Here is a 26,179-nt window from a genome sequence, read left to right as displayed (position 1 = left end):
GCCGGCGCTGAGCGCCTGGCGGATGTGGCCCGTCGCCGTTTTGCTGTCCTGCCTTTTTCACGCCCGGCAGGCAGGATGGCCCAGCTTGCCGGACGTTAAGGGAGCGTTCCTTCCGTGTTGACCCTTCTTCACCTGCTTTCCGCCGTGGCGCTGCTGGTGTGGGGCACCCACATCGTGCGCACCGGAATTATGCGGGTTTACGGCGCCAATCTGCGCCGCATCTTGAGCGACAGCGTGGAGAAAAAACCGCTGGCGTTCGCTTCCGGCATCGGCGTCACCGCGCTGGTGCAGAGCAGCAACGCCACCGCGCTGCTGGTCACTTCCTTTGTCGCCCAGGGGCTGGTGGGGCTGGCGCCTGCGCTGGTGATCATGCTGGGCGCCGACGTCGGCACCGCACTGATGGCGCGGGTGCTGACCTTCGATCTCTCCTGGCTGTCGCCGCTGCTGATTTTCGTCGGCGTCATTTTATTCCTCAGCCGCAAACAGACGCGCGTGGGGCAGGTGGGGCGGGTATTTATCGGCCTTGGCCTGATCGTGCTGGCGCTGGAGCTGATTGTGGCGGCGGCGACGCCGATCACCCAGGCGGCCGGCGTCAAAGTGCTGTTTTCCTCCCTGACCGGCGATGTGATGCTGGACGCGCTGACCGGCGCGCTGTTTGCCATCATCAGCTATTCGAGCCTGGCGGCGGTGCTGCTGACCGCGACGCTGACCGCCTCCGGCGTGATTTCGCTGAAGGTGGCGCTGTGTCTGGTGATCGGCGCCAACCTCGGCAGCGGCCTGCTGGCGAGCATCAACAGCAGCGGGCAGAACGCGGCCGGACGGCGCGTGGCGCTGGGCAGTCTGCTGTTCAAGCTGCTGGGCAGCGCGCTGTTGCTGCCGTTTGTCTCCTATCTCGCGGACTGGATGGCCAGGCTGCCGGTGCAGGGCGAAGAGCTGGTGATCTATTTCCACGTGTTCTACAACCTGATCCGCTGCCTGCTGTTTATTCCGCTGGCCGACCCGATGGCGCGGCTGTGCCGCATGTTGATCGCCGATGCGCCGGAAGAAGACCCGCGCCTGCGTCCGCGCCACCTCGACAGCAGCGCGCTGGATACGCCGTCGCTGGCGCTGGCCAATGCGGCGCGCGAAACGCTGCGCATGGGCGACGTGGTGGAGCATATGCTGATCCTGCAGCACGAAGTGCTGCATGGCAAACTGGGGCAGGACAAAGAGGTGCGCCGGCTGGATGACGATGTCGACGTGCTGTACACCGCGATAAAACTCTACCTGGCGCAAATTCAGAAAGAGGATCTGGGCGAGGAAGACTCGCGCCGCTGGGCGGAGATTATCGAGATGGCGCTGAACCTGGAGCAGGCCGGGGACATCATCGAACGGATGACGGGCGATGTCGCGGCCAAGTCCCACGCGGCGCGGCGTGGGTTCTCGCCGGAGGGGCTGGCGGAGCTGGACGCGCTGCATGAGCGGCTGGTGGCCAACCTGCGCCTGAGCCTGTCGGTGTTCCTGTCGGCGGATCTCACCAGCGCCAAACGCCTGCGCCGTTCCAAACACCGCTTCCGCATTCTGGACCGGCGTTATGCTCACGCGCACGTCGATCGTCTGCACCAACAGAACGTGCAGAGTATTGAGACCAGTTCGTTGCATCTGGGGTTGCTGGGGGATATGAAGCGTCTGAACTCACTGTTCTGCGCGGTGGCGTACAACGTGCTGGATCAGGATGAGCGTGATGATGAGCGCGACTGGGAGGATACGCCGAGAACGCTGTAGCGGCAAAAAAACGGGGCGCACTGGCGCCCCTGCTTGTTATCAACGTGATGCCGGCGTTTGCGCCGGCATTATTTTTTCGCCGGCTTAATCGGCCGCCCGGACCAATAACCCGCCAGCAGCGAGCCGGAGAGGTTGTGCCATACCGAGAACAGCGCGCCCGGCAGGGCGGCCAGCGGCGTAAAGTAGATTTTGCCCAGCGTCGCCGCCAGCCCTGAGTTCTGCATGCCGACCTCAATCGCCAGCGTGCGGCAGGTGGACTCGTCAAAGCCGAACAGTTTGCCGCCCCAGTAGCCGCTCAGCAGGCCGATGGCGTTATGCAGAATCACCGCGATAATCACCACCAGACCGACGGAGGCGATATGGCTTTGGCTGCCGGCCACCACGGCGCTGATGATCGCCAGAATACACACCATCGACAGCGGCGGCAGCAGCGGCTCAAGCCGTTTGACCGCTTTGCCGAACAGATGATGGACAATCAGGCCGAGGCCGATCGGGATCACCACGATCTGCAGAATGCTCAGCAGCATGCCGACGATATCGACGCTGATGTCGGCGTCGACGTACAGGCGCGTCAGCAGCGGCGTGGCGAACACGCCAACCAGGGTGGAAACGGCGGAGATGGTTACCGACAGCGCCACGTCCCCCTTGGCCAGATAGATCATCACGTTGGAGGCGGTGCCGCTGGCGACGCTGCCGACCAGCACCATCCCGGCGGACAGGTCCGGCGGCATATGAAACAGCATCGCCAACAGCCAGGCCGCCAGCGGCATAATCAGATAGTGCAGAAAGATGCCGGCCGCCACCGGGCCGGGGCGTGCCAGCACGCGTTTAAAATCGTCCAGCCGCAGCGTGACGCCCATGGCGAACATAATCAGCATCAGCAACGGGCTGACGTAAGGACTGATGCCGGTAAAGGTGGCGGGCGTGTAGTAGGCGGCGACGGAGAGCAGCACCGCCCACAGCGGGAATAATCGGGTGAAGGTTGCCAACATGATTCGGGTTTTCCTTGGGCCAAATAACGCGGATGGTTGTTGTGTTGTGTTGTGTTGTGTTGTGTTGTGTTGTGTTGTGTTGTGTTGTGTTGTGTTGTGTTGTGTTTTTTTTAGTCAGAATGCGGCAGGCAGGGTTATCAGGCGGTGGGCGCAGCCTGCCGCGCCCACCGCCTGTCAGTATGGCTTATTCGAACAGATTATGGTGCAGGGTGCGTACCACCTGCTCGGCATCGCTGCCCGGCACCAGGAAGCACAGGTTGTAGTTGCTGGCGCCGTAGCAAATCATGCGGATATTGAACGGATCCATCACGCCGAACACCTCTTTGCCGACGCCGCAGGCGCGCGACAGCTTATTGCCGATCAGCGCGATCAGAGCCAGGTCTTCTTCCACTTCCACCCGGCACAGCGAGGAGAGTTCGGTCAGCAGCGCGGTGGTCAGCAGGCTGCTGCCGCTGGAGGTGGAGCCGGTGGTGTCCATGGTCAGCGCGATGCTGACTTCAGAGGTGGTGATCAGATCCACCGAGATATTGTGGCGTGCCAGAATGCTGAACACTTCCGCCAGGAAGCCGCGGGCGTGCAGCATATTCAGGCTGTGCAGCGTCAGCAGCGTTTGTTTGCGGCGCAGCGCCAGCGCGCGGAACAGCGGTGGGTTTTCGGTGGTGTTGCACACCAGCGTGCCGCCGGCGGCCGGATCCTTGCTGGAGCCGACAAATACCGGAATATCGCTGCGCACCGCCGGCAGCAGGGTGGCCGGATGCAGCACTTTGGCGCCGAAGGTGGCCATCTCCGCCGCCTCTTCAAAGGCGATTTTATCGATACGTTTGGCGGCCGGCACCACGCGCGGGTCGGTGGTGTAAATGCCGGGTACGTCGGTCCAGATATCCACCCGGCTGAGGTTCAGCGCTTCGCCCAGCAGCGCGGCGGTATAGTCGCTGCCGCCGCGGCCCAGCGTGGTGGTGCGGCCTTTCGCTTCGCTGCCGATAAAGCCCTGGGTGACCACCAGCGACGTTTGCAGGCGCGGCTGCAGCAGTGTCTGCGCCAGCTCTTTCAGCACCGCGCCGTCCGGCGTCGCCCGGCCGAAGTGGTCATCGGTATGCATCACCTTGCGCACGTCGAACCATTCGGCCTGCGCCTGGCGCTGGCGCAGAATCTCTACAAACAGCAGGGTGGACATCAGTTCGCCGTGGCTGACCAGCTCATCGGTCAGTGCGCTGGAGGTGGCCAGCGCGGCCGCGTCCGACAGCATGGCGATATTTTCCAGCATGCGGTCGATCTCCTCGCGGACGACGGCGGGGTTGTCCAGGCGATCGAGAATGGCGTATTGGATACGGCGGATTTCGTCGAGCTGATAGCTGCGCTGCTCGCTTTCGCTGCCGGCGGCCAGCGCCACCAGCAGATTGGTGACGCCCGCGGAGGCGGAAAGCACCACCAGTCGTACGTCAGGATTACCCAGAACCACGTCGGCGCTGCGGTTCATGGCCTCAAAATCGGCGACGCTGGTGCCGCCGAACTTGGCCACCACGGGGGAAGATTGGGGTGCTGCTTGATTCATGTAAAAAAACCTCGTGTCAGGGATATCGTATCTGACGACTCTATCGCTAATAAGCCTTGGCACGGGGGAGAGCGGTAAACAGGGAGCAGACGTAGGGGTTGCTACGATACACCCAGAAGCGCCCCACCTTGCCGACCGTCCGCCATGGACAGTCCTGGTGACAACCCAGGGGATTCAGCCCCTGTAGCCGACACGCCGCTTAGCCGAATGGGCGGCGTACCTCGGCGTCGCTCCCCCTCCAGTGCCGTCATGGGATAACGGCTCCTCCGACACTGTACCTGGGCGACGCGCCTCTTCTGGCTTGCGCACGGGTGCGCAAGTAGGCTGATAGGAATAGCCGGTTTAACCGCTGCTGTCAACGGCCGGGCGTTGAGGGTTTTTCATCTTGCACCAGCGCAATCAGCGTGCAGGGCATAGTTGGCGTTGAACCCGCGCCGATCGGTTGCAAACTGCCGTCTTCTCGCTGATAAAAAAGCGGGATGACGCCGCGGTTTTTCTCCAGATATTCCGGCCAGCCAAAGTTGTCGTTGAGGCGGGTCACCTTGATGACGGCGCCTTTGGCGATCAGGCTGCTCAGGCGGGCGTAGGTCGCCTCGTGATTGAACAGGATCTCATGGCGGCGGAAGCGGGAACTTTCCGTGCTGTTGGCGCGTCCCTTCAGCGGCGCGCCGGAGCGGATGGCGAACACGTGATCGTCGCCGAAAATATGGCCGAAGTGGTACACCGCCAGCGCGTTTTGGTGGCGGTTGGGCGACAACGCCAGCACCTGGGCGGTGTCGCTCAGATCGAGGGTGTTGTCGGCGTGTTCCGAGTAGGCATGGCCGTAATAGGCGGGAATGCCCTCCATCCGCGCCTGGCGGTAATACTCCCAGCTACTGTCGGTGACCATCACCGGCACGTTCATTTTCATCAGCGCCTGCGCCAGCGTGCGCGCCACGCCGTTGGCGCCGACGATCAGCACGCCGCGCGGTTTCTGCTGCTGTACCCGCAGCCAGCGGGCGATAATGCCGCTGGTCAGGCTTTGCAGCACCACGGTGCCGATAATAATAGCGAACACCACCGTCACCAGCCGGTCTGCGCCAGCATAACCGTTGCGCTGCAGGGTCAGGGCAAACAGCGAACTGACCGCCGCCGCCACGATGCCGCGCGGCGCGATCCAGCACAGCAGCAGGCGGTCGCGCCAGTGCAGGCTGGAGCGCCAGGTTGACAGCGCAATGCACAGCGGGCGGGCGATAAACTGCACCACCAGCAGCAAAACCAACAGCGGCCAGCCCATCTGCCACAGCGCGTTGATATCCAGCCGGGCGGCCAGAATAATAAACAGCGCCGAAATCAGAATCGCCGACAGCTCTTCCTTAAAGGCCAGAATATCGCTGGTGTCCACGTCGCGCATATTGGCCAGCCAAATGCCCATCACCGTCACGGTCAGCAGGCCGGATTCGTCAGCCAGCGCGTTGGACAGGCCAAAGGCGGTGAGCATAATCGCCAGCACCGCCAGGTTCTGCAGATAGCGCGGCAGCCAGACGCGGCGCAGCGCAATGCCCAGCAGGTAGCCGAACAGCGCGCCGGCAATCAGCCCGACGGCGGCGGTGACGCCGAGCGTCCAGAACAGATGGGTATAGGATTCGGCGTTCTGCTGCAGCACGATAAATTCAAACACCAGCAGGGTGAAGATGGCGCCGACCGGATCGATCACAATCCCTTCCCAGCGCAGCACCTGGTTAATCCTGGCGTTCGGCCGCACCACGCGCATCAGCGGGGCGATCACCGTCGGGCCGGTAACCACCGTCACCGCGCCGATCAGCGCTGCCAGTTCCGGCGGAAAGTCCAGCAGCCACCAGCAGGCGACGCCGATGGTCATAAAGGTCGCCAACATGCCGACGGTGACCAGATTGCGCACCACGCCGCCCAGCCCGCGGATCTCCTCCACCCGCAGCGTCAGCGCGCCTTCAAACAGGATGATCGCCACCGACAGCGACACCAGCGGAAACAGCAGATCGCCGAATAGCCCGTCCGGCTGCACCAGATGCACCACCGGGCCTAAAATAATGCCGAACAGCAACAGCGGCAGTATTGCCGGCAGGCGTAATAACCAGGCGAGCCACTGCGCCAGCAGCGAGCTTAAGCCGATAACCACCAACATCAACGGGGCGGAGAGTTCCATGAGAGCGATCCCTTTCAACAACGATATGGTCAACAATGACACAATTTGATGACAACCAGATCGGCCTGATAACAGGCCGTTAGCTCAATTATAGGGAAAAAGCTGAAACGATGCGGCTACGCATTGACAGTTAGCGCCTATCGCAAGAAAAGAGATCATAATCACGCTCTAACAGGCTACAATCGGACAATTACGTCATATTCATTCTCAAGCATAAGAGCGTTGCTATGAAAAATATCAATCCTAGTCAAACCGCTGCTTGGCAAGCCCTGCAGCAACATTTTGAACAAATGAAAGACGTACAGATCGGCGATCTGTTTGCCCAGGATAGCGAGCGTTTCTCCAAGTTCTCCGCCACCTTCGACGACCAGATGCTGGTGGATTACTCCAAAAACCGCATTACCGCGGAGACGCTGACCAAGCTGCAGGCGCTGGCGCAAGAGACGGATTTGCAGGGCGCGATCAAAGCCATGTTCTCCGGCGAAAAAATCAACCGCACCGAAGACCGCGCGGTGCTGCACGTGGCGCTGCGCAACCGCAGCAACACGCCGATTATCGTTGACGGCAAAGACGTGATGCCGGAAGTGAACGCGGTGCTGGCGAAGATGAAGCAGTTCTGCGAACGCGTGATCGGCGGCGCGTGGACCGGCTATACCGGTAAAGCGATCACCGACGTGGTCAACATCGGTATCGGCGGCTCCGACCTGGGCCCTTACATGGTGACCGAGGCGCTGCGCCCGTATAAAAACCACCTGAACATGCACTTTGTCTCCAACGTTGACGGCACCCATATCGCCGAAACGCTGAAGCCGCTGAACCCGGAAACGACCCTGTTCCTGGTGGCCTCCAAAACCTTCACCACTCAGGAAACCATGACCAACGCCCACAGCGCGCGCGATTGGTTCCTGCAGACGGCGGGCGATCGGCAGCACGTGGCCAAACACTTCGCCGCGCTGTCGACCAACGCCAAAGCGGTCGGCGAGTTCGGCATCGACACCGACAACATGTTCGAATTCTGGGACTGGGTCGGCGGCCGTTATTCCCTGTGGTCCGCCATCGGCCTGTCGATTGCGCTGTCCATCGGCTTTGACAACTTCGAACAGCTGCTGAGCGGCGCGCATGCGATGGATAAACACTTCGCGCAGACGCCGGCGGAGCAGAACCTGCCGGTACTGCTGGCGCTGATCGGCATCTGGTACAACAACTTCTTCGGCGCTGAAACCGAAGCCATTCTGCCGTATGACCAGTATATGCACCGTTTTGCCGCGTACTTCCAGCAGGGCAATATGGAATCCAACGGCAAGTATGTCGATCGCAACGGCAATCCGGTGGACTACCAGACCGGCCCAATCATCTGGGGCGAGCCGGGCACCAACGGTCAGCATGCGTTCTACCAGCTGATTCACCAGGGCACCAAACTGGTTCCTTGCGACTTTATCGCGCCGGCGGTCAGCCATAACCCGCTGAGCGACCATCACGCCAAGCTGCTGTCCAACTTCTTCGCCCAGACCGAAGCGCTGGCGTTCGGCAAATCGCTGGAGACCGTTGAGGCGGAATTTGCCGCGCAGGGCAAAAAGCCGGAAGAGGTGCAGCATGTGGCGCCGTTCAAAGTGTTCGAGGGCAACCGTCCGACCAACTCCATCCTGCTGCGTGAGATCACGCCGTTCAGCCTGGGCAGCCTGATTGCGCTGTATGAGCACAAGATCTTCACCCAGGGCGCGATCCTGAATATCTTCACCTTCGACCAATGGGGCGTGGAGCTGGGCAAACAGCTGGCTAACCGCATCCTGCCGGAACTGGCGGGCGGTGAGCAGATCGGCAGCCACGACAGCTCCACCAACGGCCTGATCAACCGCTTTAAAGCGTGGCGCTAAGGCTTGAACCGCGTCCGTGAATAACAAAAAACCCGCCGCGGCGGGTTTTTTTATTGCCGGTTGGCTGCCGGAGTTCAGCGGGACAGGAAGTCGATCACCATGCGGCCTTTGATCTTGCCCTGTTCCATTTCCTGGAAAATGGCGTTGATATCCTCCACCGGACGTTTGGTAACGGTGGGCACCACCTTGCCTTCGGCGGCGAACTGAAACGCCTCTTTTAAATCTTCACGGGTGCCGACCAGCGAACCGACCACCTGAATGCCGTCCAGCACCAGCCGCGGGATATTCAGGCTCATCGACTCCGGCGGCAGGCCGACGGCAACGATGCGGCCACCGGCGCGCATGGCGTCCACCGCCGAGTTGAATGCCGCCTTGGCTACCGCAGTCACTACCGCGGCGTGCGCGCCCTGGACTTTATCCTGGATAATCTGCGCCGCGTCTTCCGTACGGGAGTTAATCACCAAATCGGCGCCCATTTCGCTGGCGAATTTCAGCTGTGCGTCATTGACGTCGATGGCGATCACCTTGGCGTTAAAGACGTTTTTCGCATACTGCAGCGCCAGGTTGCCGAGGCCGCCCAGGCCGTAAATGGCAATCCACTGGCCGGGGGCAATGCCCGATATTTTCACCGCCTTGTAGGTGGTGACGCCGGCGCAGGTGATGCTGCTGGCGGCCGCCGAATCCAGCCCGTCCGGCACTTTTACCGCGTAGTCGGCCACCACGATGCACTCTTCAGCCATCCCGCCGTCCACGCTGTAGCCGGCGTTCTTCACCTCGCGGCACAGGGTTTCGTTGCCGCTGTTACAGTATTCGCAGTGTCCGCAGCCCTGGTAGAACCAGGCGACGCTGGCGCGGTCGCCAACTTTCAGCGAGCTGACGCCGGGGCCGATCGCCTTCACCACGCCGATGCCTTCATGGCCGAGGATGACGCCGGTCTTATCACCGAAATCACCGTTTTTGACGTGCAGATCGGTATGGCAGACGCCGCAGCACTCCATACTGAGCAGCGCTTCGCCGTGTTCCAGCGGGCGCAGCTGTTTATCCACGATGCCGACCGAGTGATCCTGATTAACAACTGCAGCTTTCATTATGAGTCTCCTGAACGATCGCAAACTTAAAAGATAGCGCAGAATCGGCGTGGCGATGGGGGGCTGGGCAAAAGAAAGCGGGGCAAAGAAAAATGCCGGTCGGTGAGGCACCGGCCGGCATGGTAACGAGGATAGGATCAGCGATTACAGATTGATTGGCACTTCCAGGCTGATGCCGGCGCCAACGTCGTCTGCGGTGCTGTTGTTGTTATCGGTGTACCACAGGCTGGTATCGAATTTCACCTGCGAATCGAAGTCGTAGCCCCAACCCAGTTGAATGCCTTTCAGCGTATCCGAGCGCGGGAAGGCCTGGTTGATCGCCATATTACGTGGGTTCACCTTGGCGTATACCATCCGGGTGCTCCAGCGCTGACCGTCGTCCAGCACCAGCTCTACCCGACCGGACAGCATCTGGCCGTCGCCGCCCATCGCGTGGCCCAGCGGGTAACCCTGCTGGTAGTAACCGCCTTTATAGGTGTAGTGATTATACACATAGCCTTCACGATCGCGGTCTGCGCGGGTATCAGCGCCTTCGATATACCAGTTGATGGTGTTCGGGCCCCACTCAGGGTGGCCTTCCAGGCCCAGCAGGTAGGTATTTTTCGACGGCAGCAGGCCAGCTTCATCTTCACCGATCAACTGACCGTACAGGCTGACCGGCAGGCCGATCAACGGCTGCATCTTCAGCTTGAAGTCAAAGCCCGCCAGCTGGTTGCCCGGATCGTTACCCTGGCCGGAGTCATCGTTATCCTTGCCGGTAAAGCCGTCCCAGAACGAGCTCCAGGACTCCGGACGCCCTTGGCCGCCCCATTGCATGATGCGGGATGCGCCCAGTTCGATAAAGTCGGTCGGCATCATGGTGAAACGGCCGCCAATCAGCTTGGTGTGCGGTATGGAGGTATATTGGGAGAGCTGGCCGGCGGTAATCTGGTACTGCCAGCGGCCGATCCAGGAGAGCCATGGGGTTTCAAACGGCGACTGGTCGGCGCGCTGCATCATAAAGCCGGTAACCGGACGCGCGGCGTCAGAGCGGATCAGGCTGCCATCATAGCCCGGGCCCCACCACTGAGAGACTTCACCGAAGGAGATCCACTGGTTCCAGACTTTTAGCGCGCCGTAGGAACCTTGCATATTAAACTTGGAACCGTCGCTGACGCGCTGGTCGCCTTCCACTGAACCTTGCAGGCGCACATCCCAGTATTCGCCGCTGCCGCCGACGCCGACGGTCAGACGATCGTCAGCATACTCATTTTGGCCGAAGCCTTGCGGGGTGCCGGGTTTATCGGTGGAGGCATAGCCGCTGATGCGGATATTGGATTTCAGTTCGCCAACGCGGCGCTGAACGCGGTCAATCACGTTCTTTTCGGTATTGGTGACCGGTTTAGCCTGCGACAGTACGGAGTTAATCTCTTCCTGGCTGAGCGGCCAGGTGGACAGACTGACGTTGATCACGCCGCGATCGGACAGCCAGGCCAGATCGTTGCGCAGATCGTTATCAGGAGTGACCAGACCGCTGGCGTGGCTGGTCAAGGCACAGGTAAACAAGCCTGCGGCGACCAGTCCATTGAGTTTAGCGCGCATAAAAATTTCCTTTCCTGAGTCAGGGAATTGTAGATTTTATGTAAAGTTCTGTGCCCCATAATAGATGACATTTCAATTTGCTACAAATATATCCAATGATGAATGCTTTCTATAAGTTATTGTTATTATGGTGATTATATTGTGTGGTAGCGTTAGCGTGATTTTTAAGATAATACCTATAGTTAGGTGCAGTTCATTCTTTTGAGGTTCGGATTGGAGAGAAACATGGCAAAGACGTCGCGGTCGATAGCAATTGCTAAAGGCTTACAGCGGGTACTGAACGTCGGGCTGCTGCTGCTGGCGGCGATCCTGGTGGTATTCCTGGTGAAGGAAACCATCCATCTGGCGAAGGTGTTATTTATCAATAACGAGGAGTCTTCATCGTATCTGCTGATTGAAGGCATCGTGATCTACTTCCTGTACTTTGAGTTTATTGCTTTGATTGTTAAGTACTTTGAGTCGGGTTACCACTTTCCGCTGCGCTACTTTATCTATATCGGCATTACCGCGATTATCCGGCTGATCATCGTCGATCATAAGAATCCCTTTGATACGCTGATTTACGCCGGGGCGATCATGCTGCTGGTGGCGACGCTGTATCTGGCCAATACCGATCGGCTCAAGCGCGAATAGTGGCCTAAAAAAGGCGTCCCGCCCGGGACGCCAAAGACACAGGCACAGTGTGAAACCCCTCGTGATTTTCTTACATTACCCTTTAACCCCGCCGGCGGTCAGGCCGCCCACCAGCCAGCGCTGCGCCAGCAGGAAGACGGCGGTAATCGGAATGGCCGACAGCACCGCCGCGGCGGCGAAGTCTCCCCACAGATAGTTCTGCGGATTCAGGTATTGCTGCATCCCCACCGCCAGCGTGTAACTGTTCACGTCGCGTAACAACAGTGAGGCGACCGGCACCTCGGTGATGGCGGCGATAAACGACAGAATAAATACCACCGCCAGGATCGGCACCGACAGCGGCAGCAGCACCAGGCGGAAGGCCTGCCACGGCGTGGCGCCGTCCAGCGCCGCCGCTTCCTCCAGCGAATTGTCGATGGTTTCGAAGTAGCCCTTGATGGTCCAGACGTGCAGGGCAATGCCGCCCATATAGGCGAAAATCACCCCGCCGTGGGTATTGAGGCCGATAAACGGCAGGTATTGGCCCAGACGATCAAACAGCGCGTACAGGGCGACCAGCGACAGCACCGCCGGGAACATCTGAAAAATCAGCATGCTTTTCAGCAGGGCGCTTTTACCGCGAAAGCGCAGGCGCGCAAAGGCATAGGCGCAGGTGGTCGACAGCGTGACGATGCCGATGGCGGTGATCGCCGCTACCTTCACCGAATTCCACAGCCACAGCAGCACCGGGAAGGGCGGCGGCGTTACGCTGCCGTCGGCGTGGGTAACGCTCAGGCCCAGCGCCAGCCGCCAGTGGTCGAAGGAGACCTGATCCGGGATCAGACTGCCGGTGGCGAAGTTGCCGGCGCGCAGCGAAATCGCCACCACCATCAGCAGCGGAAACATGATCAGGGCGATAAAGCTCAGCATTGCCAGATGGGTCAGCCACAGACGCAGGCGCTGGGATTTTGGTTGGACCATAGCCATGGGTGTTCTCCCTAATCAAAGTTCATTTTGCTGGCTTTCAGATTCAGAATCGCCAGCGCGCCGACCAGCAGGAAAATCAGCGTGGCGATGGCGGCCGCCAGCCCGAAGTCCTGTCCGCCGCCGCCCTCAAAGGCGATGCGGTAGGTGTAGCTGACCAGCAGATCGGTATAGCCTGCCGGCGTGGTGGTGCCGATCATATCTGGACCGCCGTTGGTCAGCAGTTGGATCAGCACGAAGTTATTAAAGTTAAAGGCAAAACTGGCGATCATCAGCGGCGTCAGCGGCTTGATCAGCAGCGGGAAAGTGATGCGGAAGAAGTTCTGCAGGGGCCCGGCGCCGTCGAGGGCCGAGGCTTCATACAGATCCTCCGGGATCGCTTTGAGCAGGCCCATGCACAGGATCATCATGTAGGGGTAGCCCAGCCAGGTATTGACGATCAGGATCATGCTCTTGGCGGTCAGCGGATCGCTGAACCAGGCCGGCTTAATGCCGAACAGCGCGCTGAGCATCATATTGATTTCGCCGAAGCTTTGGTTGAACAGCCCTTTGAAGATCAGGATGGAAATAAACGACGGCACGGCGTAGGGCAGGATCAGCAGTACGCGGTAGGCGGCTTTGCCCTTCAGCGCTTCCCACTGCACCACGCAGGCCAGCACCATGCCTACCGCGACGGTCAGCACCACCGACAGCAGTGAAAACACCAGCGTCCAGATAAAGATCGAAATAAACGGCTGCTTGATGCCCTCATCCTGCGCCACCCGCAGGAAGTTCTTCCAGCCGCTGACGACGGTATAGCCAGGGCTGAGGGTTTCCTGTCCCCACTGCCCGTCGGCATTCACCGCCTGGTAGAAGCCGGTGTCGTCGTTTGGCCGGTACTGCACCTGAGTCTGGTTATTGGTCAGCGTTTTGCCGTCGTCGGCCAGCGTGTACAGCGGGCCGGTGCCGGAGAACTGGCGCAGCGAGCTCATCCGCAGCACGCCGCCGTCCGGCAGTTGGGCAGACAGTTGACCCAACGCCTGACGGTGCTGGGTAATCACGCGCAAGGTGGCGCGTTCGCCGGCGGGCGCGGCGTCGGAGACGGTCAGCGTCACCTGCTGCGGCGCATTGGCGTTATTCAGGCTGAACGGTGTGGAAAGCAGCGATTCACCGCTGTCGGGGTGCGTCAGCAGCAGCTGCCACTGCCGATCGGCCGTCGGGTAGAGGCCGAAGGTAAAGGTCTTGCCGGTTTGCAACTGACGCTGCATCAGCACCGACTGCGCACGCTCGAAGGTGAGCTGGTTGCTGCTGCTGTAGTTGGTAAAGGCGATGGCGATGGTGCAAATCAGCGGGAACAGGACGAACAGCCCCATGCCGGCCACGCCGGGGTAGACGTAGCGCCAGGCATAAGCGCGGCGGTTGGCGAAAATATACAGGCCGGCGCTGACCAGGATCAGCGTCATGATGGCGAAAAGATATTCCCCCCGTGCATACATCAACACAATCAGATAACAGGTAACCAGACTGAACAGGCCAATCGTCAGCCATTTCAGTCCGTCATGCTGCCACCACTTCGATTTTTGGCGCGTCGGCAAGCCGGCGTGGGCGAATTGCATAGGGTGTTCCCTCTGTCTACGTAACCCGCTCCCCCCTCCCGTGCGGGAAGGGGGAGGGCCGGGCTTATTTATTGATGCGGGTCTGGGCGTCTTTCAGCGCGGCGTCCACCGTCTGGCGGCCGCTGATGGTGTTGAGTACGGCGCTGCGCATCGCATACCAGAACGCGCTCATCTGCGGAATATTCGGCATGATTTCGCCGTGTTGCGAGTTCTGCATAGTGGCAGCGATCTTTTCATCCTGCGCCAGCTGCTGCTGGAAGGACTTCAGCGCTACCGCGCCCAGCGGCTTGTCTTTGTTGACATCCGCCAGCCCTTGGTCGGTCAGCAGGTAGTTTTCCAGGAACTCGGTCGCCAGTTCTTTATTCGGGCTGGCGGCGTTAATACCGGCGGTCAGTACGCCGACGAACGCTTTCGACGGCTTGCCTTTGAAGGTTGGCAGCACTGCGACGCCGTAGTTGATTTTGCTCTGGTCGATATTGCCCCAGGCCCATGGCCCGTTGATGGTCATCGCGGTCTGCCCTTTGTTAAAGGCGGCTTCGGCGATCGAATAATCGGTGTCGGCGTTGATATGCTTATTTTTCACCAGATCGACGATAAACTGCAGGCCGGCGCGTGAACCGGCGTTATCGACGCCGACGTCTTTCACGTCGTAGCTGCCGTTGGCCTGCTTAAAGGCGTAGCCGCCGTCGGCGGCGATGATTGGCCAGGTGAAGTAGGGCTCCTGCAGGTTCCACATGATGGCACTTTTGCCTTTGGCGCGCAGCTGCTTATCCAGCGCCGGGATCTCTTCCCAGGTTTTCGGCGGCTGTTTGATCAGATCCTTGTTATAAATCAGCGACAGCGCCTCTACGGCAATCGGGTAGCCGATCAGTTTGCCGTCGTAGCGCACCGCATCCCAGGTGAACGGGAAAATCTTGTCCTGCAGCGCTTTGGACGGGTGGATCTCCGCCAGCAGGCCGGACTGCGCGTAGCCGCCGAAGCGGTCGTGCGCCCAGAAGATAATGTCCGGGCCGTCGCCGGTTGCGGCTACCTGCGGATATTTCTCTTCCAGTTTATCGGGGTGCTCGACGGTCACCTTGATGCCGGTGTCCTGCTCAAATTTTTTGCCGACCTCGGCCAGGCCGTTATAGCCTTTATCGCCGTTGATCCAGATGACCAGCTTGCCTTCTTCGATTTTGGCAAAGGCCGAGGATGAAAGCGCCAACGTCGTCAGCGCCGACAGCACCAGCGTGCGGGCGGCGGTAGTCATAGTACGAGTCATAGTCCAATCCTTCTGTGGGCACTGCGGTAAGTTGGCAAATAGTGGGCCACAACCGGCGTGCCGCTCATCCTCCTATGCTCTACGCCCCATCGCTGAGTTATGTGATCCAGTTAACACTCCGTTCCATTCTGTGGCCTTCGGCACAAAAAATGCCGGCCGTTTTTGCCAAACGGATCACAGATTTGTCTGACGTGCGTCGCCGCTCCTCCCCGCGCTGCTTTCCTCATCCTCCCGTCTCCTCCCCCATGAAAAATCCGGCTGCGGATGATTACCCGCGGCGGCGATTCGCCCACCATCGGCCCATGACTTTGATTACCCGGGAGCATCCCGCAGAGCGCGGGGTTGGACGGAGAGCGCTTCGTCCCTTTCACCCGGCACTGTAACTGCGAAAGCAGGGGAGTTACGCATGGCTAGCGTCACACTGCGCAGCGTTTATAAGGCCTTTGGCGAGGCCGTGATTTCCAGGGACGTCAACCTGACCATCGACGACGGCGAATTTGTGGTGTTTGTCGGGCCGTCGGGCTGCGGTAAATCGACGCTGCTGCGCATGATTGCCGGGCTGGAGGACATTACCTCCGGCGATCTGTTGATCGGCGAGCGGCGGATGAACGAGGTGCCGCCGTCGGAGCGCGGCATCGGCATGGTGTTTCAGTCTTACGCGCTGTATCCCCACCTGTCGGTGGCCGACAACATGTCGTTCGGCCTGAAGCTGTCCGGCGCCAGCAAAGCGCAGATTGGCCAGCGGGTAAACCAGGTATCAGAAGTGCTGCAGCTGGCGCATCTGCTGGACCGGCGGCCGAAGGCGCTGTCCGGGGGGCAGCGTCAGCGGGTGGCGATTGGCCGCACGCTGGTGGCGGAGCCGGAGGTATTCCTGCTTGATGAGCCGCTGTCCAACCTCGACGCCGCGCTGCGGGTGCAGATGCGCATTGAGATCTCCCGTCTGCACAAGCGCCTGCGGCGCACCATGATTTACGTCACCCACGATCAGGTCGAGGCGATGACGCTGGCGGACAAAATCGTGGTGCTGGATGCCGGGCGCGTGGCGCAGGTCGGCAGGCCGCTGGAGCTATATCACTACCCGGCCAACCGCTTCGTCGCCGGTTTTATCGGTTCGCCGAAGATGAATTTTCTGCCGGTGAAGGTAACGGCGGTAGAGCCGCAGCAGGTGCAGGTTGAACTGCCCAACCGGCAGTGGGTCTGGCTGCCGGTGGACGGCGAGCGGGTGGAGGTCGGCGCCAATATGTCGCTCGGCATTCGCCCGGAACACCTGCTGCCGAGCGGCGAGAGCGATGTGCAGCTCAGCGGCGAGGTACAGGTGGTGGAGCAGCTTGGCCACGAAACGCAGATTCATATCCAAATCCCGGCAATTCGTCAGAACCTGGTTTACCGCCAGAACGACGTGGTGCTGGTAGAAGAAGGCGCCACATTCGCCATCGGCTTGCCGTTACAGCGCTGCCACCTGTTCCGTGAAGACGGAACCGCCTGCCAGCGCCGCTATCGCGAGCCGGGCGTTTAAAGCGCCACGCACCCCGGCCTGTTCCGCGCGTGGTCGCTGCGGGCGCGCCGTGGGGAACGGTCTGTATAACAGGAGAATAATGATGACTACTCTGCGCAAACTTCCTCTGGCGTTGGCAGTCGCCGCCGGCGTGCTGACCACGCAGGCGATGGCGGTCGATTTTAAAGGCTATGCCCGTTCCGGCATCGGCTGGAGCGGCAGCGGCGGGGAGCAGCAATGCTTCCAGGCCACCGGCGCCGGCAGTAAATACCGTCTCGGCAACGAGTGTGAAACCTACGCCGAGCTGAAGCTGGGCCAGGAAGTGTGGAAAGACGGTGATAAAAGCTTCTACTTCGACACCAATCTGGCCTACTCGGTATCGCAGCGCAGCGACTGGGAAGACACCACGCCGGGCTTTCGTGAAGTGAACGTGCAGGGTAAAAACCTGATCGAATGGCTGCCTGGCTCCACCCTGTGGGCCGGTAAGCGTTTCTATCAGCGTCACGATGTTCATATGATCGACTTCTACTACTGGGATATCTCCGGCCCGGGCGCCGGTCTGGAAAATGTCGATCTGGGCTTTGGCAAACTGTCGATGGCGGTGACCCGCAACGGCGAATCCGGCGGCTCTTACGGCTATCTGTACAACGAGTGGGACGAGCGTCCGACGGTCAACGATGTGTTTGACGTGCGGCTGGCCGGGCTGGAAACCAACCCCGGCGGTACGCTGGAGTTAGGGGTGGACTACGGCCGCGCCAACGTGCAGGACGGTTACCACCTGGCGGACGGCGCGTCGAAGGACGGCTGGATGTTTACCGCCGAGCATACCCAGAGCATCCTGAACGGCTACAACAAGTTCGTCATGCAGTACGCGTCGGACGCCATGAGCTCGCAGAACAACGGCCGCAACGAAGGCTCCTCGGTCAACAATAACGGCAATATGTTCCGCGTGCTGGATCACGGCGCCATCGACTTTAATGACAAGTGGGCGCTGATGTATGTGGCGATGTATCAGGATGTCGACCGCGATAATGACAACGGCAGCACCTGGTACACCGTGGGCGTACGCCCGATGTACAAATGGACGCCGATTATGAGCACCCTGCTGGAAGCGGGCTACGACAACGTGAAATCCCAGCGCACCGGTGACCGCAACAGCCAGTACAAAATCACCCTGGCGCAGCAGTGGCAGGCAGGCGACAGCATCTGGTCGCGTCCGGCGATCCGTCTGTTCGCCACCTACGCCAAGTGGGATGAAAAATGGGGCTACGCCACCGACGATTCCGGCGCGGCCTACGCTTCCGGCACCGCCTACCGCGACAGCAGCGCGCACACCTTCAGCCGTGGCGACGATGATGAAGTCACCTTCGGCGCGCAGATGGAAATCTGGTGGTAACGACCGCACGCAGGGAAGGGGCCGGTGCCTCTTTCCCTCTCTGATTACCGGCGGCGCGGCGCTTGCCTGCCGACCGCCGGAAGGTATGGGGATATAACAATGAACAAAACTCTGTTGTCGTTTTATCTGTCCGCTGCGCTGGCCGTCAGCCTGTCGCCGGCCGCCAATGCCGCGACGCCAGCCGATGTCGCCGTTGCGCCGGCCATCAGCGCCGCCGCGCTGCAAAACCTGCCCTGGCAGCCGCTGGTGCCGCCGGTGAAACAGGACGTGACGCTGAACGACGCCAGCCCGCAGATTCGTCAGGGCGATATTCAGGGCGCGGTAGCGGCGTATACGCTGCCGGCCGACCGTGGCTCACTGGAGATCACCCTGAGCAGCATCGCCAGGGATAATGCGCTGTATGCGCCGAGCGTACTGGTGCTGGATGAGCAGCGGCGCCCGGCGGCCTACTATCCCAGCAGCTATTTTCCGTACCAGCCGCCGGGCGTGATGTCGGCAGACCGGCTGGAGGGCACCATGAAGCTGACGCCGGCGCTGGGGCAAAAGCAGATTTACCTGCTGGTGTACACCACGCGGCAGGATCTGGCTAAAACCACACGGCTGACCAATCCGGCGAAAGCCTATGCGCGCGGCGTCGGCAACGCGGTGCCGGATATTCCCGATCCCATTGCCCGCCACGCCGGCGGCGGCCTGCTGAAGCTGAAGGTCAGCGCCGAGCAGGGCAGCGGCAATATCATGATCGGCATGCTGCCTGCGGCGTCGAGCACGCCGCCGGTCACGGTCGGTGCCACGGCGCAGCCGGCCAGGGCGACGGCGTCCGCACCGGCGGAACCGATGCTGAATGACACCGAAAGCTACTTCAATAACGGCATCAGACAGGCGGTGAAGGCGGGAGATATCGACAAAGCGCTGAAGCTGATGAATGAAGCGGAAAAATTGGGTTCCACCACTGCGCGTAACACCTTTATCAGCAGTGTGAAAGGCAAGGGGTAATCCCCACGCTGCCGATGCTGGCTCGATGATTGGTGCGCTATGGCGCACCTTTTTTCGTTTGGCGGCCGTGCTTTTTCCTGCCGGCGGGATACCACGAATCATTCTGCCGCTTTTAATTTTCTGCGTTACAATGGCCGCCTGTTAACCGTTTGTAGTGTCGATGATGTACGTTGTTGACGTATGTTGCCGACCGTTGGAGTAGAACAATGCCAGGCAATAGCGAATCCATTTTGCCCCCGCTGGAATGGCTCACCGAGCAGCATTCTCCCGTGCCCGCCGCGATCAATGACTGGCTGATGGAGCTGGGATCGATGACGCAGCGCTTCGAGAAACACTGTCGCTGCGTGCGGGTTGAGCCGCAGCGCGAGGGCTTTGTCAGCCGCGAGGAGCTGGGAGAAGAGGCGGAACATCTGCCGGACAGCCCGCGTTACTGGCTGCGCGAAATCGTCCTGCTGGGTGACGACCGGCCCTGGCTGCTTGGCAGAACGGTGATCCCGCTGGAAACGCTGACCGGCCCCGATCAGGCGCTGGTTGATTTGGGCACCGTGCCGCTGGGGCGTTACCTGTTCAGCAGCGATGCGCTGACCCGCGACTATATTTTGGTCGGCAGGCAGGATCGGTTGTGGGCGCGGCGTTCCCGCCTGCGGCTGGCGGGCAAACCGCTGTTGCTGACCGAACTGTTTTTACCTGACGCACCGCTGTATGAAGCGGACGGCAGCGAACCGGCCTAAGGGGGAACGAGATCTTGGAAGGAAGCATTAGCCAAAGTAAATGGCGGGCCTATTGCCACCTGATGCGCATTGATAAACCGATCGGCACGCTGCTGCTGCTGTGGCCGACGCTGTGGGCGCTGTGGCTGGCGGGCGAGGGCGTACCGTCGTTCCCCATTTTGCTGGTATTTGTACTGGGCGTATTTTTAATGCGCGCGGCGGGCTGCGTGGTGAATGATTTTGCCGATCGCGCCTTTGACGGACACGTGAAACGCACTGCCAACCGTCCGCTGCCCAGCGGCCGGGTTACGGAGAAAGAAGCGAAAATTTTGTTTGTGGTGCTGGTGCTGATCTCCTTCGCGCTGGTGCTGACGCTCAATACCATGACTATCGCCCTGTCGCTGGCCGGGTTGGCGCTGGCGTGGATCTATCCGTTTATGAAGCGGGTGACCAATCTGCCGCAGCTGGTGCTGGGCGCAGCCTTCGGCTGGGGCATCCCGATGGCCTATGCTGCGGTGAGCGAATCGCTGCCGCTGAGCTGCTGGCTGTTGCTGCTGGCGAATATCTGCTGGACGGTGGCTTACGATACGCTGTACGCGATGGTGGACCGCGACGACGATCTGAAGATCGGCGTGAAATCCACCGCGGTGCTGTTCGGCCGTTTCGACAAACTGATTGTCGGCCTGCTGCAGTTCGCTACGCTGCTGCTGCTGTTGTGGATTGGTTACCTGTCGCAGCTGGGCGGAGCGTTTTACTGGTCGCTGCTGCTGGCGGGCGCGCTGTTTATTCATCAGCAACAGCAGATCGCCGGCCGCGACCGTGACGCCTGTTTCCGCGCTTTCCTGCACAACAACTACGTCGGGCTGGTGGTGTTTATCGGCGTGGTGCTGAGCTTTATCTGACGATACTGACGCCATGCGCTGATAAAAAAAGGCACCCGATTGATGGGTGCCTTTTTCGTTATGGCCGCGTCGGTTTATTCGGCGCTCTTGGCGTCCGTTTCGGCCGGCAGCGCTTCAGGTTCCGGCGGCGTGCTGACGCTTTCAATCGTCAGTTTGATCTCCGGGGTGATCAGGTCGCTCAGCATGGTGTAAACCTCCATGGTGTGCTCACGGATCGCATCGCCGATATCGTTGATGTAGCCTTCTTCGCGCAGCGTCGCCACCAGGGTGGAGAACACCGCCTTATCGAAGAACTCCGGCGCGTTGATGCCGTGCAGCACCGATAGACGCTGAGCCATAATGCGGCTCTCTTTTTCCAGCGCGCCGCGGTTGATGCTCGGGTTGGCGCTGAGGATCGACATGGTGATGGCGTAGCGCTGCAGCGTTTCACGCACGCCGGCCGCCAGCAGCTGCAGCGGACGGATGCGCGCGGCGTTGAGCGACAGCTCGTCGCCGTTGACGCAAATCAGCGACTGACGCGCCATTTCGTCGGTCAGCGTTTGCAGCACTTCCGGCAGCTGTTCCTTATCGTAATGCAGGAACAGTTCGGCCTTCAGCATCGGATAAATCAGGCCGATCTGGCGCAGCAGTTCGGCGCGCGAGACGTGGCGGTGATGCATCACAATGCTGGCGATCAGCGACGGCAGCACCAGCAGGTGGTGAATATTATTACGGTAATAGGTCATCAACACCGCCTGCTCACGCGGCAGGATGATGATATCGCCGATATTGTCCTGCTCCACCTCGAACTTGTTCATGTTGAGCGCGTGGTCCAGCAGCTCGGCCGGCGAATGGTCCGGCACCGTCACGTCGTCGGCGTACGGCGCATTGCGCATCAGCTGCAGATAGCAGTCCAACTGCTCGATCAGCTGTTCACGGGTCAGTGAACGCTGGCGCGAGGCCAGCAGCGCGGTCGAACACAGGTTCATGGCGTTGGCGGCGGCGGCGTTGTTGATACGCACCATGATTTTCGCCGCCAGATCGTTCACCGTCGGCGTCAGCCAGCTCGGGCGCTGCGCTTCGATCGGGTCGATGGAGTCGCGCCACTGCGGCACGTTCTGGTTCAGGTAGGGGGTCAGCGGCAGCGGTTCGCCGAAGTTGACGTAGCCCTGGCCCAGATTGCGCAGCTTACGCAGGCCGCGCAGCATCTGCAGCAGGCTCTCTTTCTCTTTGGTTGCGCCGCGCAGCTCCTTGGCGTAGGTGCCCACTTCCATCACGTGCTCGTAGCCGATGTAGATCGGCACCAGGGTGATCGGCCGGGTGCCGCCGCGCAGCATCGCCTGAATGGTCATCGACAGGGTGCCGGTCTTCGGCTCCAGCAGACGGCCGGTGCGGGAACGGCCGCCTTCGACGAAGTATTCCACCGAGTAGCCGCGGGTAAACAGCTCGCCGAGGTATTCGCGGAACACCGTCGAATAGAGCTTGTTGCCTTTGAAGGTGCGGCGGATAAAGAACGCCCCCAGCCGGCGGAAAATCGGCCCGGCCGGCCAGAAGTTCAGGTTGATGCCGGCGGCGATATGCGGCGGCACCAGCCCCTGGTGATACAGCACGTAGGACAGCAGCAGATAGTCCATATGGCTGCGGTGGCAGGGCACGTAGACGATTTCGTGGCCGTCCTGCGCCAGCTGACGCACGCGCTCGGCGTTGGTGACGTTGATGCCCTGATACAGCCGGTTCCAGGTCCAGCTCAGCACGCGGTCCGACAGACGTACGGTTTCATAGGAGAAGTCGGCGGCGATCTCCTCCATCAGCGCGATGGCGTTTTGCTGCGCCTTCTCGTGGGAGATCTTTTTGCTGCGCGCTTCGTCTTCCACAGCTTTTTCAATCGCCTTGGAGGCCAGCAGCTTGTTGAACAGATCCTGCCGCGCCGGCAGGCTCGGCCCTACCGCCGCCAGACGCTGACGTGAGAAGTGCATACGCGCGACGCGCGCCAGCTTCTGCGCGATAATTTTATCGGTGCCGTGTTCGGTCGCCATCTTGCGCAGTGACACGGTATTGGAGAAGCGCACGAAGCTGTCGCGGCCCAGCCATAAAATGGCGAAGAATTTCTGCACGCCGTTCAGCAGGCGCAGATGTGGGGTGCCCTGGCCTTCGCGCCCCGGAGAGCGGCCGAACATCACCGATGCCGGCAGCATCTGAATATCCAGCCCCGGGTTGTTGCGGTGCAGGTCCAGATAGTCGTGGAACAGTTTTACCGACTCTTCCTTCGGCGTGTAGTAGCGGAAGACGCGCGGGCCGTCGTGGATAAACACGTAGCTGGGCAGCACCGCGCCGTCGATCTCCAGCGGTTCGAGCGGATCGGGCAGATCCTGCGCCAGGCACTGGGCGCGCAGCGTCAGCAGATCAGCCTTGGAGTGGTAAGGTAAAACGTACAGAATCGGTCGTGAGGGATCGAGCCCCAGCTCCGTGACCGGATCCGCAGGGATAACTTTGCTTCTTACCAGCAGTTTGAGTGGTAGATTCAATAATTTATAATAAATTTTACGCCAACCTGACATAACTATGTGAAGCCTCTTGTTAGCAATGCGCCGCAAGCATACCAGAAAGCGGGTAACAGATCTGTGGTGTTAAAGAACCCCGAACCGTTAAAATTATGACTGACCTCTTGTAAAAGGCACACAGCAAAATGGCAAATCAAACAACCGGCTTGACCCGTATCATTAAAGCAGCGGGTTACTCGTATCAAGGATTAACGGCGGCCTGGCGCAATGAGGCGGCGTTTCGCCAGGAGGCGGTGGCGGTGGTTATCGCCGTGATTGTGGCGCTGTGGCTGGATATCGACGCCGTGGCGCGTATTCTGCTGATCGGCTCGGTGCTGCTGGTGCTGATCGTAGAGGTGCTCAACAGCGCTATTGAGGCGATCGTCGACCGCGTCGGCACCGACTACCATGAGCTGTCCGGCCGCGCCAAGGATATGGGATCGGCGGCGGTGTCGCTGAGTATTATCCTGGCGCTGTTCGTCTGGGTAACGCTGCTGTGGCGGCATTTCGCCTGATTTGCGAAGCGGTGCGCTAATCCCTGATTTTTATTCATTCTCCGGTTCCCAATCCGCGTTCACCTGTATATACTCACAGCAAGACTGTATAAACAAACAGGGGGCGGAATGAAAGCACTAACTACCAGGCAGCAAGAGGTCTACGATCTGATTCGCGAGCATATCTCGCAAACCGGCATGCCGCCAACGCGTGCCGAGATCGCGCTGCGTCTGGGGTTCCGCTCGCCTAATGCCGCCGAAGAGCACCTGAAGGCGCTGGCCCGCAAGGGCGTGATCGAGATCGTTTCCGGCGCCTCGCGCGGCATCCGCCTGCTGATGGAAGATGAAGACGGCCTGCCGCTGATCGGTCGTGTCGCCGCCGGCGAACCGCTGCTGGCGCAACAGCATATCGAAGGGCACTACAAGGTGGATCCGTCGCTGTTCAAGCCGAACGCGGATTTCCTGCTGCGGGTTAACGGCATGTCGATGCGTGATATCGGCATTCTGGACGGCGACCTGCTGGCGGTGCATAAAACGCAGGACGTACGCAACGGCCAGGTGGTGGTGGCGCGCATCGAAGACGAAGTGACGGTGAAGCGCTTAAAACGCAGCGGCAATCTGGTCGAGCTGCTGCCGGAAAACAGCGAGTTCACGCCGATCAAGGTTGACCTGCGCGAACAGAATTTCACCATCGAAGGTCTGGCCGTCGGCGTCATCCGCAACGGTGACTGGATCTAAAGCGCATCCCCCGCGTTTAATCGCCCCGGCCACGTCCGGGGCGATGTTATTTCTTATCTGACCCATCCTTTCTGCTACGGGAACATGTGACTATGCGCCTGCTTGCCTCCTTGACCAGCGACACGGACAAAGCCCTGTGGCGTTTGGCGCTGCCGATGATCTTCTCCAACATTACCGTGCCGCTGCTGGGGCTGGTGGATACCGCGGTGATCGGCCACCTCGACAGCCCGGTCTATCTGGGCGGCGTGGCGGTGGGGGCGATGGTCACCAGCTTCCTGTTTATGCTGCTGCTGTTTTTGCGCATGAGTACCACTGGACTGACGGCGCAGGCGCTGGGGGCGCAAAACCCGCAGGCGCTGGCGCGCGCTTTTATGCAGCCGCTGCTGCTGGCGCTGCTGGCCGGGCTGGCGATTGTGCTGCTGCGCCACCCGCTGATCGATCTCGCACTGCAGATCGTCGGCGGTGACGGCGAGGTGCTGACGCAGGCGCGCGCGTTCTTGGAGATCCGCTGGCTCAGCGCGCCGGCGGCGCTGGCGAACATGGTGCTGCTGGGCTGGCTGCTGGGCGTCCAGTACGTGCGCGCGCCGGTGATCCTGCTGATTGTCGGCAACCTGCTGAATATCGTGCTGGACCTGTGGCTGGTGATGGGGCTGGGCTGGAATGTGCAGGGTGCGGCCACGGCCACCGCGGTATCTGAATACGCCACCCTGCTGCTCGGGCTGTGGCTCAGCTGGCGCGTGATGCGCATGCGCGGCATTTCGCCGTCGATGCTGCGGCACGCCTGGCGCGGCAACGTGCGCCGTTTGCTGGCGCTCAACCGCGATATCATGCTGCGTTCCCTGCTGCTGCAGCTGTGCTTCGCTTCGCTGACCATTTTCGCCGCCCGCCTGGGCAGCGAGGTGGTGGCGGTCAACGCGGTGCTGATGAACCTGCTGACCTTTACCGCCTACGCGTTGGACGGCTTCGCCTATGCGGTTGAGGCGCACTCCGGGCACGCCTACGGCGCGCGTGACGACAGCCAGCTGCGTCTGGTCTGGCGCGCCGCCTGTCGTCAGTCCTGCCTGGTGGCGCTGGGCTTTGCGCTGGTGTACGCCTGCGCGGGGCAGCATATCGTCAATATGCTGACGTCGCTGCCGGAGCTGCGCGCACTGGCGGCCCACTATCTGCCGTGGCAGATGGTGCTGCCGCTGATTGGGGTATGGTGTTATCTGTTGGACGGCATGTTTATCGGCGCGACGCGCGGCGCAGAGATGCGCAACAGCATGGCGGTGGCGGCGGCGGGCTATGGCCTGACGCTGCTGAGTTTGCCGCTGTTGGGCAACCACGGGCTGTGGCTGGCACTGTGCGTCTTTCTGGGGCTGCGCGGCGCGGCGCTCGGTTGGATTTGGCACCGGCACCGCGTCAACGGCACCTGGTTTGCGCAGGGGAAGGCGGCTTAGCGTTATGCGCAGTAAGCCGCTTGGCG

At 60.7% G+C, this 26,179-nt stretch carries 20 protein-coding genes and 1 riboswitch; of the genes, 11 read left to right on the top strand and 9 right to left on the bottom strand.

Annotated features, from left to right (window positions below; translation table 11 throughout):
* Positions 1-114 precede the first annotated feature (114 nt).
* Positions 115-1,764: a Na/Pi cotransporter family protein gene (locus TAN611_RS21410; RefSeq protein WP_105232854.1), complete on the top strand. Its 1,650-nt coding sequence runs from the start codon at positions 115-117 to the stop codon at positions 1,762-1,764.
* A 68-nt stretch (positions 1,765-1,832) separates the two neighbouring features.
* Here TAN611_RS21410 and panS read toward each other — a convergent pair whose 3' ends face one another.
* The 3 genes from panS to TAN611_RS21395 form a co-directional block, all read right to left on the bottom strand.
* On the bottom strand, positions 1,833-2,756 hold the full coding sequence (panS, locus tag TAN611_RS21405; protein ID WP_105232853.1) for a ketopantoate/pantoate/pantothenate transporter PanS: 924 nt from the start codon (positions 2,754-2,756) through the stop codon (positions 1,833-1,835).
* Positions 2,757-2,940: 184 nt separating this feature from the next.
* Positions 2,941-4,308, bottom strand: a complete 1,368-nt coding sequence (gene lysC, locus TAN611_RS21400; protein ID WP_105232852.1) for a lysine-sensitive aspartokinase 3 — start codon at positions 4,306-4,308, stop codon at positions 2,941-2,943.
* A gap of 108 nt (positions 4,309-4,416) precedes the next feature.
* A riboswitch (Lysine riboswitch) is annotated at positions 4,417-4,612 on the bottom strand.
* A gap of 51 nt (positions 4,613-4,663) precedes the next feature.
* The gene (locus TAN611_RS21395; protein WP_105232851.1) at positions 4,664-6,472 is read right to left on the bottom strand and encodes a sodium:proton antiporter; all 1,809 of its coding nucleotides are present in this window, start codon (positions 6,470-6,472) and stop codon (positions 4,664-4,666) included.
* A 227-nt stretch (positions 6,473-6,699) separates the two neighbouring features.
* Between TAN611_RS21395 and pgi the strand changes: the two genes are divergently transcribed.
* Positions 6,700-8,346, top strand: a complete 1,647-nt coding sequence (gene pgi, locus TAN611_RS21390; RefSeq protein WP_105232850.1) for a glucose-6-phosphate isomerase — start codon at positions 6,700-6,702, stop codon at positions 8,344-8,346.
* A gap of 74 nt (positions 8,347-8,420) precedes the next feature.
* Here the strand turns inward: pgi and adhP are convergent, their stop codons facing one another.
* On the bottom strand, positions 8,421-9,434 hold the full coding sequence (gene adhP, locus TAN611_RS21385; RefSeq protein WP_105232849.1) for an alcohol dehydrogenase AdhP: 1,014 nt from the start codon (positions 9,432-9,434) through the stop codon (positions 8,421-8,423).
* 144 nt (positions 9,435-9,578) lie between these two features.
* Positions 9,579-11,015 carry a capsule assembly Wzi family protein gene (locus TAN611_RS21380; protein ID WP_203066984.1) on the bottom strand — a complete coding sequence of 479 codons (1,437 nt, stop codon included), beginning with the start codon at positions 11,013-11,015 and terminating at the stop codon, positions 9,579-9,581.
* Between the two features lie 225 nt (positions 11,016-11,240).
* On the opposite strand from TAN611_RS21380, the gene psiE reads away from it, so the two are divergent.
* Positions 11,241-11,648 carry a phosphate-starvation-inducible protein PsiE gene (gene psiE, locus TAN611_RS21375; protein ID WP_105232847.1) on the top strand — a complete coding sequence of 136 codons (408 nt, stop codon included), beginning with the start codon at positions 11,241-11,243 and terminating at the stop codon, positions 11,646-11,648.
* 75 nt (positions 11,649-11,723) lie between these two features.
* Here the strand turns inward: psiE and malG are convergent, their stop codons facing one another.
* The 3 genes from malG to malE all read right to left on the bottom strand — a co-directional run bounded on the left by malG (position 11,724) and on the right by malE (position 15,467).
* Complete coding sequence (malG, locus tag TAN611_RS21370) at positions 11,724-12,614, bottom strand: maltose ABC transporter permease MalG (RefSeq protein WP_111736264.1); 891 nt, start codon at positions 12,612-12,614, stop codon at positions 11,724-11,726.
* An 11-nt stretch (positions 12,615-12,625) separates the two neighbouring features.
* Complete coding sequence (gene malF / locus TAN611_RS21365; protein ID WP_203066983.1) at positions 12,626-14,206, bottom strand: maltose ABC transporter permease MalF; 1,581 nt, start codon at positions 14,204-14,206, stop codon at positions 12,626-12,628.
* 64 nt (positions 14,207-14,270) lie between these two features.
* Entirely contained in the window at positions 14,271-15,467 is a 1,197-nt protein-coding gene (gene malE / locus TAN611_RS21360) for a maltose/maltodextrin ABC transporter substrate-binding protein MalE (RefSeq protein ID WP_105232844.1), read from the bottom strand.
* A gap of 406 nt (positions 15,468-15,873) precedes the next feature.
* Between malE and malK the strand changes: the two genes are divergently transcribed.
* From malK to ubiA, 5 genes are all read left to right on the top strand, one after another.
* Entirely contained in the window at positions 15,874-16,983 is a 1,110-nt protein-coding gene (gene malK, locus TAN611_RS21355) for a maltose/maltodextrin ABC transporter ATP-binding protein MalK (RefSeq protein WP_203066982.1), read from the top strand.
* 82 nt (positions 16,984-17,065) lie between these two features.
* On the top strand, positions 17,066-18,358 hold the full coding sequence (locus tag TAN611_RS21350) for a maltoporin (RefSeq protein ID WP_304621754.1): 1,293 nt from the start codon (positions 17,066-17,068) through the stop codon (positions 18,356-18,358).
* 99 nt (positions 18,359-18,457) lie between these two features.
* Positions 18,458-19,351: a maltose operon protein MalM gene (gene malM / locus TAN611_RS21345; protein WP_105232841.1), complete on the top strand. Its 894-nt coding sequence runs from the start codon at positions 18,458-18,460 to the stop codon at positions 19,349-19,351.
* Positions 19,352-19,557: 206 nt separating this feature from the next.
* Positions 19,558-20,082: a chorismate lyase gene (ubiC, locus tag TAN611_RS21340; protein WP_111736267.1), complete on the top strand. Its 525-nt coding sequence runs from the start codon at positions 19,558-19,560 to the stop codon at positions 20,080-20,082.
* A gap of 14 nt (positions 20,083-20,096) precedes the next feature.
* The gene (gene ubiA, locus TAN611_RS21335; RefSeq protein WP_105232839.1) at positions 20,097-20,963 is read left to right on the top strand and encodes a 4-hydroxybenzoate octaprenyltransferase; all 867 of its coding nucleotides are present in this window, start codon (positions 20,097-20,099) and stop codon (positions 20,961-20,963) included.
* Between the two features lie 74 nt (positions 20,964-21,037).
* Here the strand turns inward: ubiA and plsB are convergent, their stop codons facing one another.
* On the bottom strand, positions 21,038-23,500 hold the full coding sequence (plsB, locus tag TAN611_RS21330; protein WP_187043962.1) for a glycerol-3-phosphate 1-O-acyltransferase PlsB: 2,463 nt from the start codon (positions 23,498-23,500) through the stop codon (positions 21,038-21,040).
* 128 nt (positions 23,501-23,628) lie between these two features.
* Between plsB and TAN611_RS21325 the strand changes: the two genes are divergently transcribed.
* From TAN611_RS21325 to dinF, 3 genes are all read left to right on the top strand, one after another.
* Positions 23,629-23,997: a diacylglycerol kinase gene (locus TAN611_RS21325; RefSeq protein ID WP_105232837.1), complete on the top strand. Its 369-nt coding sequence runs from the start codon at positions 23,629-23,631 to the stop codon at positions 23,995-23,997.
* Positions 23,998-24,105: 108 nt separating this feature from the next.
* On the top strand, positions 24,106-24,714 hold the full coding sequence (lexA, locus tag TAN611_RS21320) for a transcriptional repressor LexA (RefSeq protein WP_105232836.1): 609 nt from the start codon (positions 24,106-24,108) through the stop codon (positions 24,712-24,714).
* 92 nt (positions 24,715-24,806) lie between these two features.
* Positions 24,807-26,153 carry an MATE family efflux transporter DinF gene (dinF, locus tag TAN611_RS21315; RefSeq protein WP_187043963.1) on the top strand — a complete coding sequence of 449 codons (1,347 nt, stop codon included), beginning with the start codon at positions 24,807-24,809 and terminating at the stop codon, positions 26,151-26,153.
* The last annotated feature ends 26 nt before the right edge of the window (positions 26,154-26,179 follow it).

Origin of the sequence: Serratia sp. Tan611, from assembly GCF_905188235.1 — a bacterium.
In the GTDB taxonomy this organism is placed as follows: Bacteria; Pseudomonadota; Gammaproteobacteria; order Enterobacterales; family Enterobacteriaceae; genus Serratia_B; species Serratia_B rhizosphaerae.
This window is presented reverse-complemented; position numbering and strand designations above follow the sequence as displayed.

Excerpts from the sequence above, each read along its gene's own strand:
- panS (WP_105232853.1), bottom strand. The coding sequence starts at position 2,756 with ATGTTGGCAACCTTCACCCGATTATTCCCGCTGTGGGCGGTGCTGCTC.
- lysC (WP_105232852.1), bottom strand. The coding sequence starts at position 4,308 with ATGAATCAAGCAGCACCCCAATCTTCCCCCGTGGTGGCCAAGTTCGGC.
- TAN611_RS21395 (WP_105232851.1), bottom strand. The coding sequence starts at position 6,472 with ATGGAACTCTCCGCCCCGTTGATGTTGGTGGTTATCGGCTTAAGCTCG.
- pgi (WP_105232850.1), top strand. The coding sequence starts at position 6,700 with ATGAAAAATATCAATCCTAGTCAAACCGCTGCTTGGCAAGCCCTGCAG.
- adhP (WP_105232849.1), bottom strand. The coding sequence starts at position 9,434 with ATGAAAGCTGCAGTTGTTAATCAGGATCACTCGGTCGGCATCGTGGAT.
- TAN611_RS21380 (WP_203066984.1), bottom strand. The coding sequence starts at position 11,015 with ATGCGCGCTAAACTCAATGGACTGGTCGCCGCAGGCTTGTTTACCTGT.
- psiE (WP_105232847.1), top strand. The coding sequence starts at position 11,241 with ATGGCAAAGACGTCGCGGTCGATAGCAATTGCTAAAGGCTTACAGCGG.
- malG (WP_111736264.1), bottom strand. The coding sequence starts at position 12,614 with ATGGCTATGGTCCAACCAAAATCCCAGCGCCTGCGTCTGTGGCTGACC.
- malF (WP_203066983.1), bottom strand. The coding sequence starts at position 14,206 with ATGCAATTCGCCCACGCCGGCTTGCCGACGCGCCAAAAATCGAAGTGG.
- malE (WP_105232844.1), bottom strand. The coding sequence starts at position 15,467 with ATGACTCGTACTATGACTACCGCCGCCCGCACGCTGGTGCTGTCGGCG.
- malK (WP_203066982.1), top strand. The coding sequence starts at position 15,874 with ATGGCTAGCGTCACACTGCGCAGCGTTTATAAGGCCTTTGGCGAGGCC.
- TAN611_RS21350 (WP_304621754.1), top strand. The coding sequence starts at position 17,066 with ATGACTACTCTGCGCAAACTTCCTCTGGCGTTGGCAGTCGCCGCCGGC.
- malM (WP_105232841.1), top strand. The coding sequence starts at position 18,458 with ATGAACAAAACTCTGTTGTCGTTTTATCTGTCCGCTGCGCTGGCCGTC.
- ubiC (WP_111736267.1), top strand. The coding sequence starts at position 19,558 with ATGCCAGGCAATAGCGAATCCATTTTGCCCCCGCTGGAATGGCTCACC.
- plsB (WP_187043962.1), bottom strand. The coding sequence starts at position 23,500 with ATGTCAGGTTGGCGTAAAATTTATTATAAATTATTGAATCTACCACTC.
- TAN611_RS21325 (WP_105232837.1), top strand. The coding sequence starts at position 23,629 with ATGGCAAATCAAACAACCGGCTTGACCCGTATCATTAAAGCAGCGGGT.
- lexA (WP_105232836.1), top strand. The coding sequence starts at position 24,106 with ATGAAAGCACTAACTACCAGGCAGCAAGAGGTCTACGATCTGATTCGC.
- dinF (WP_187043963.1), top strand. The coding sequence starts at position 24,807 with ATGCGCCTGCTTGCCTCCTTGACCAGCGACACGGACAAAGCCCTGTGG.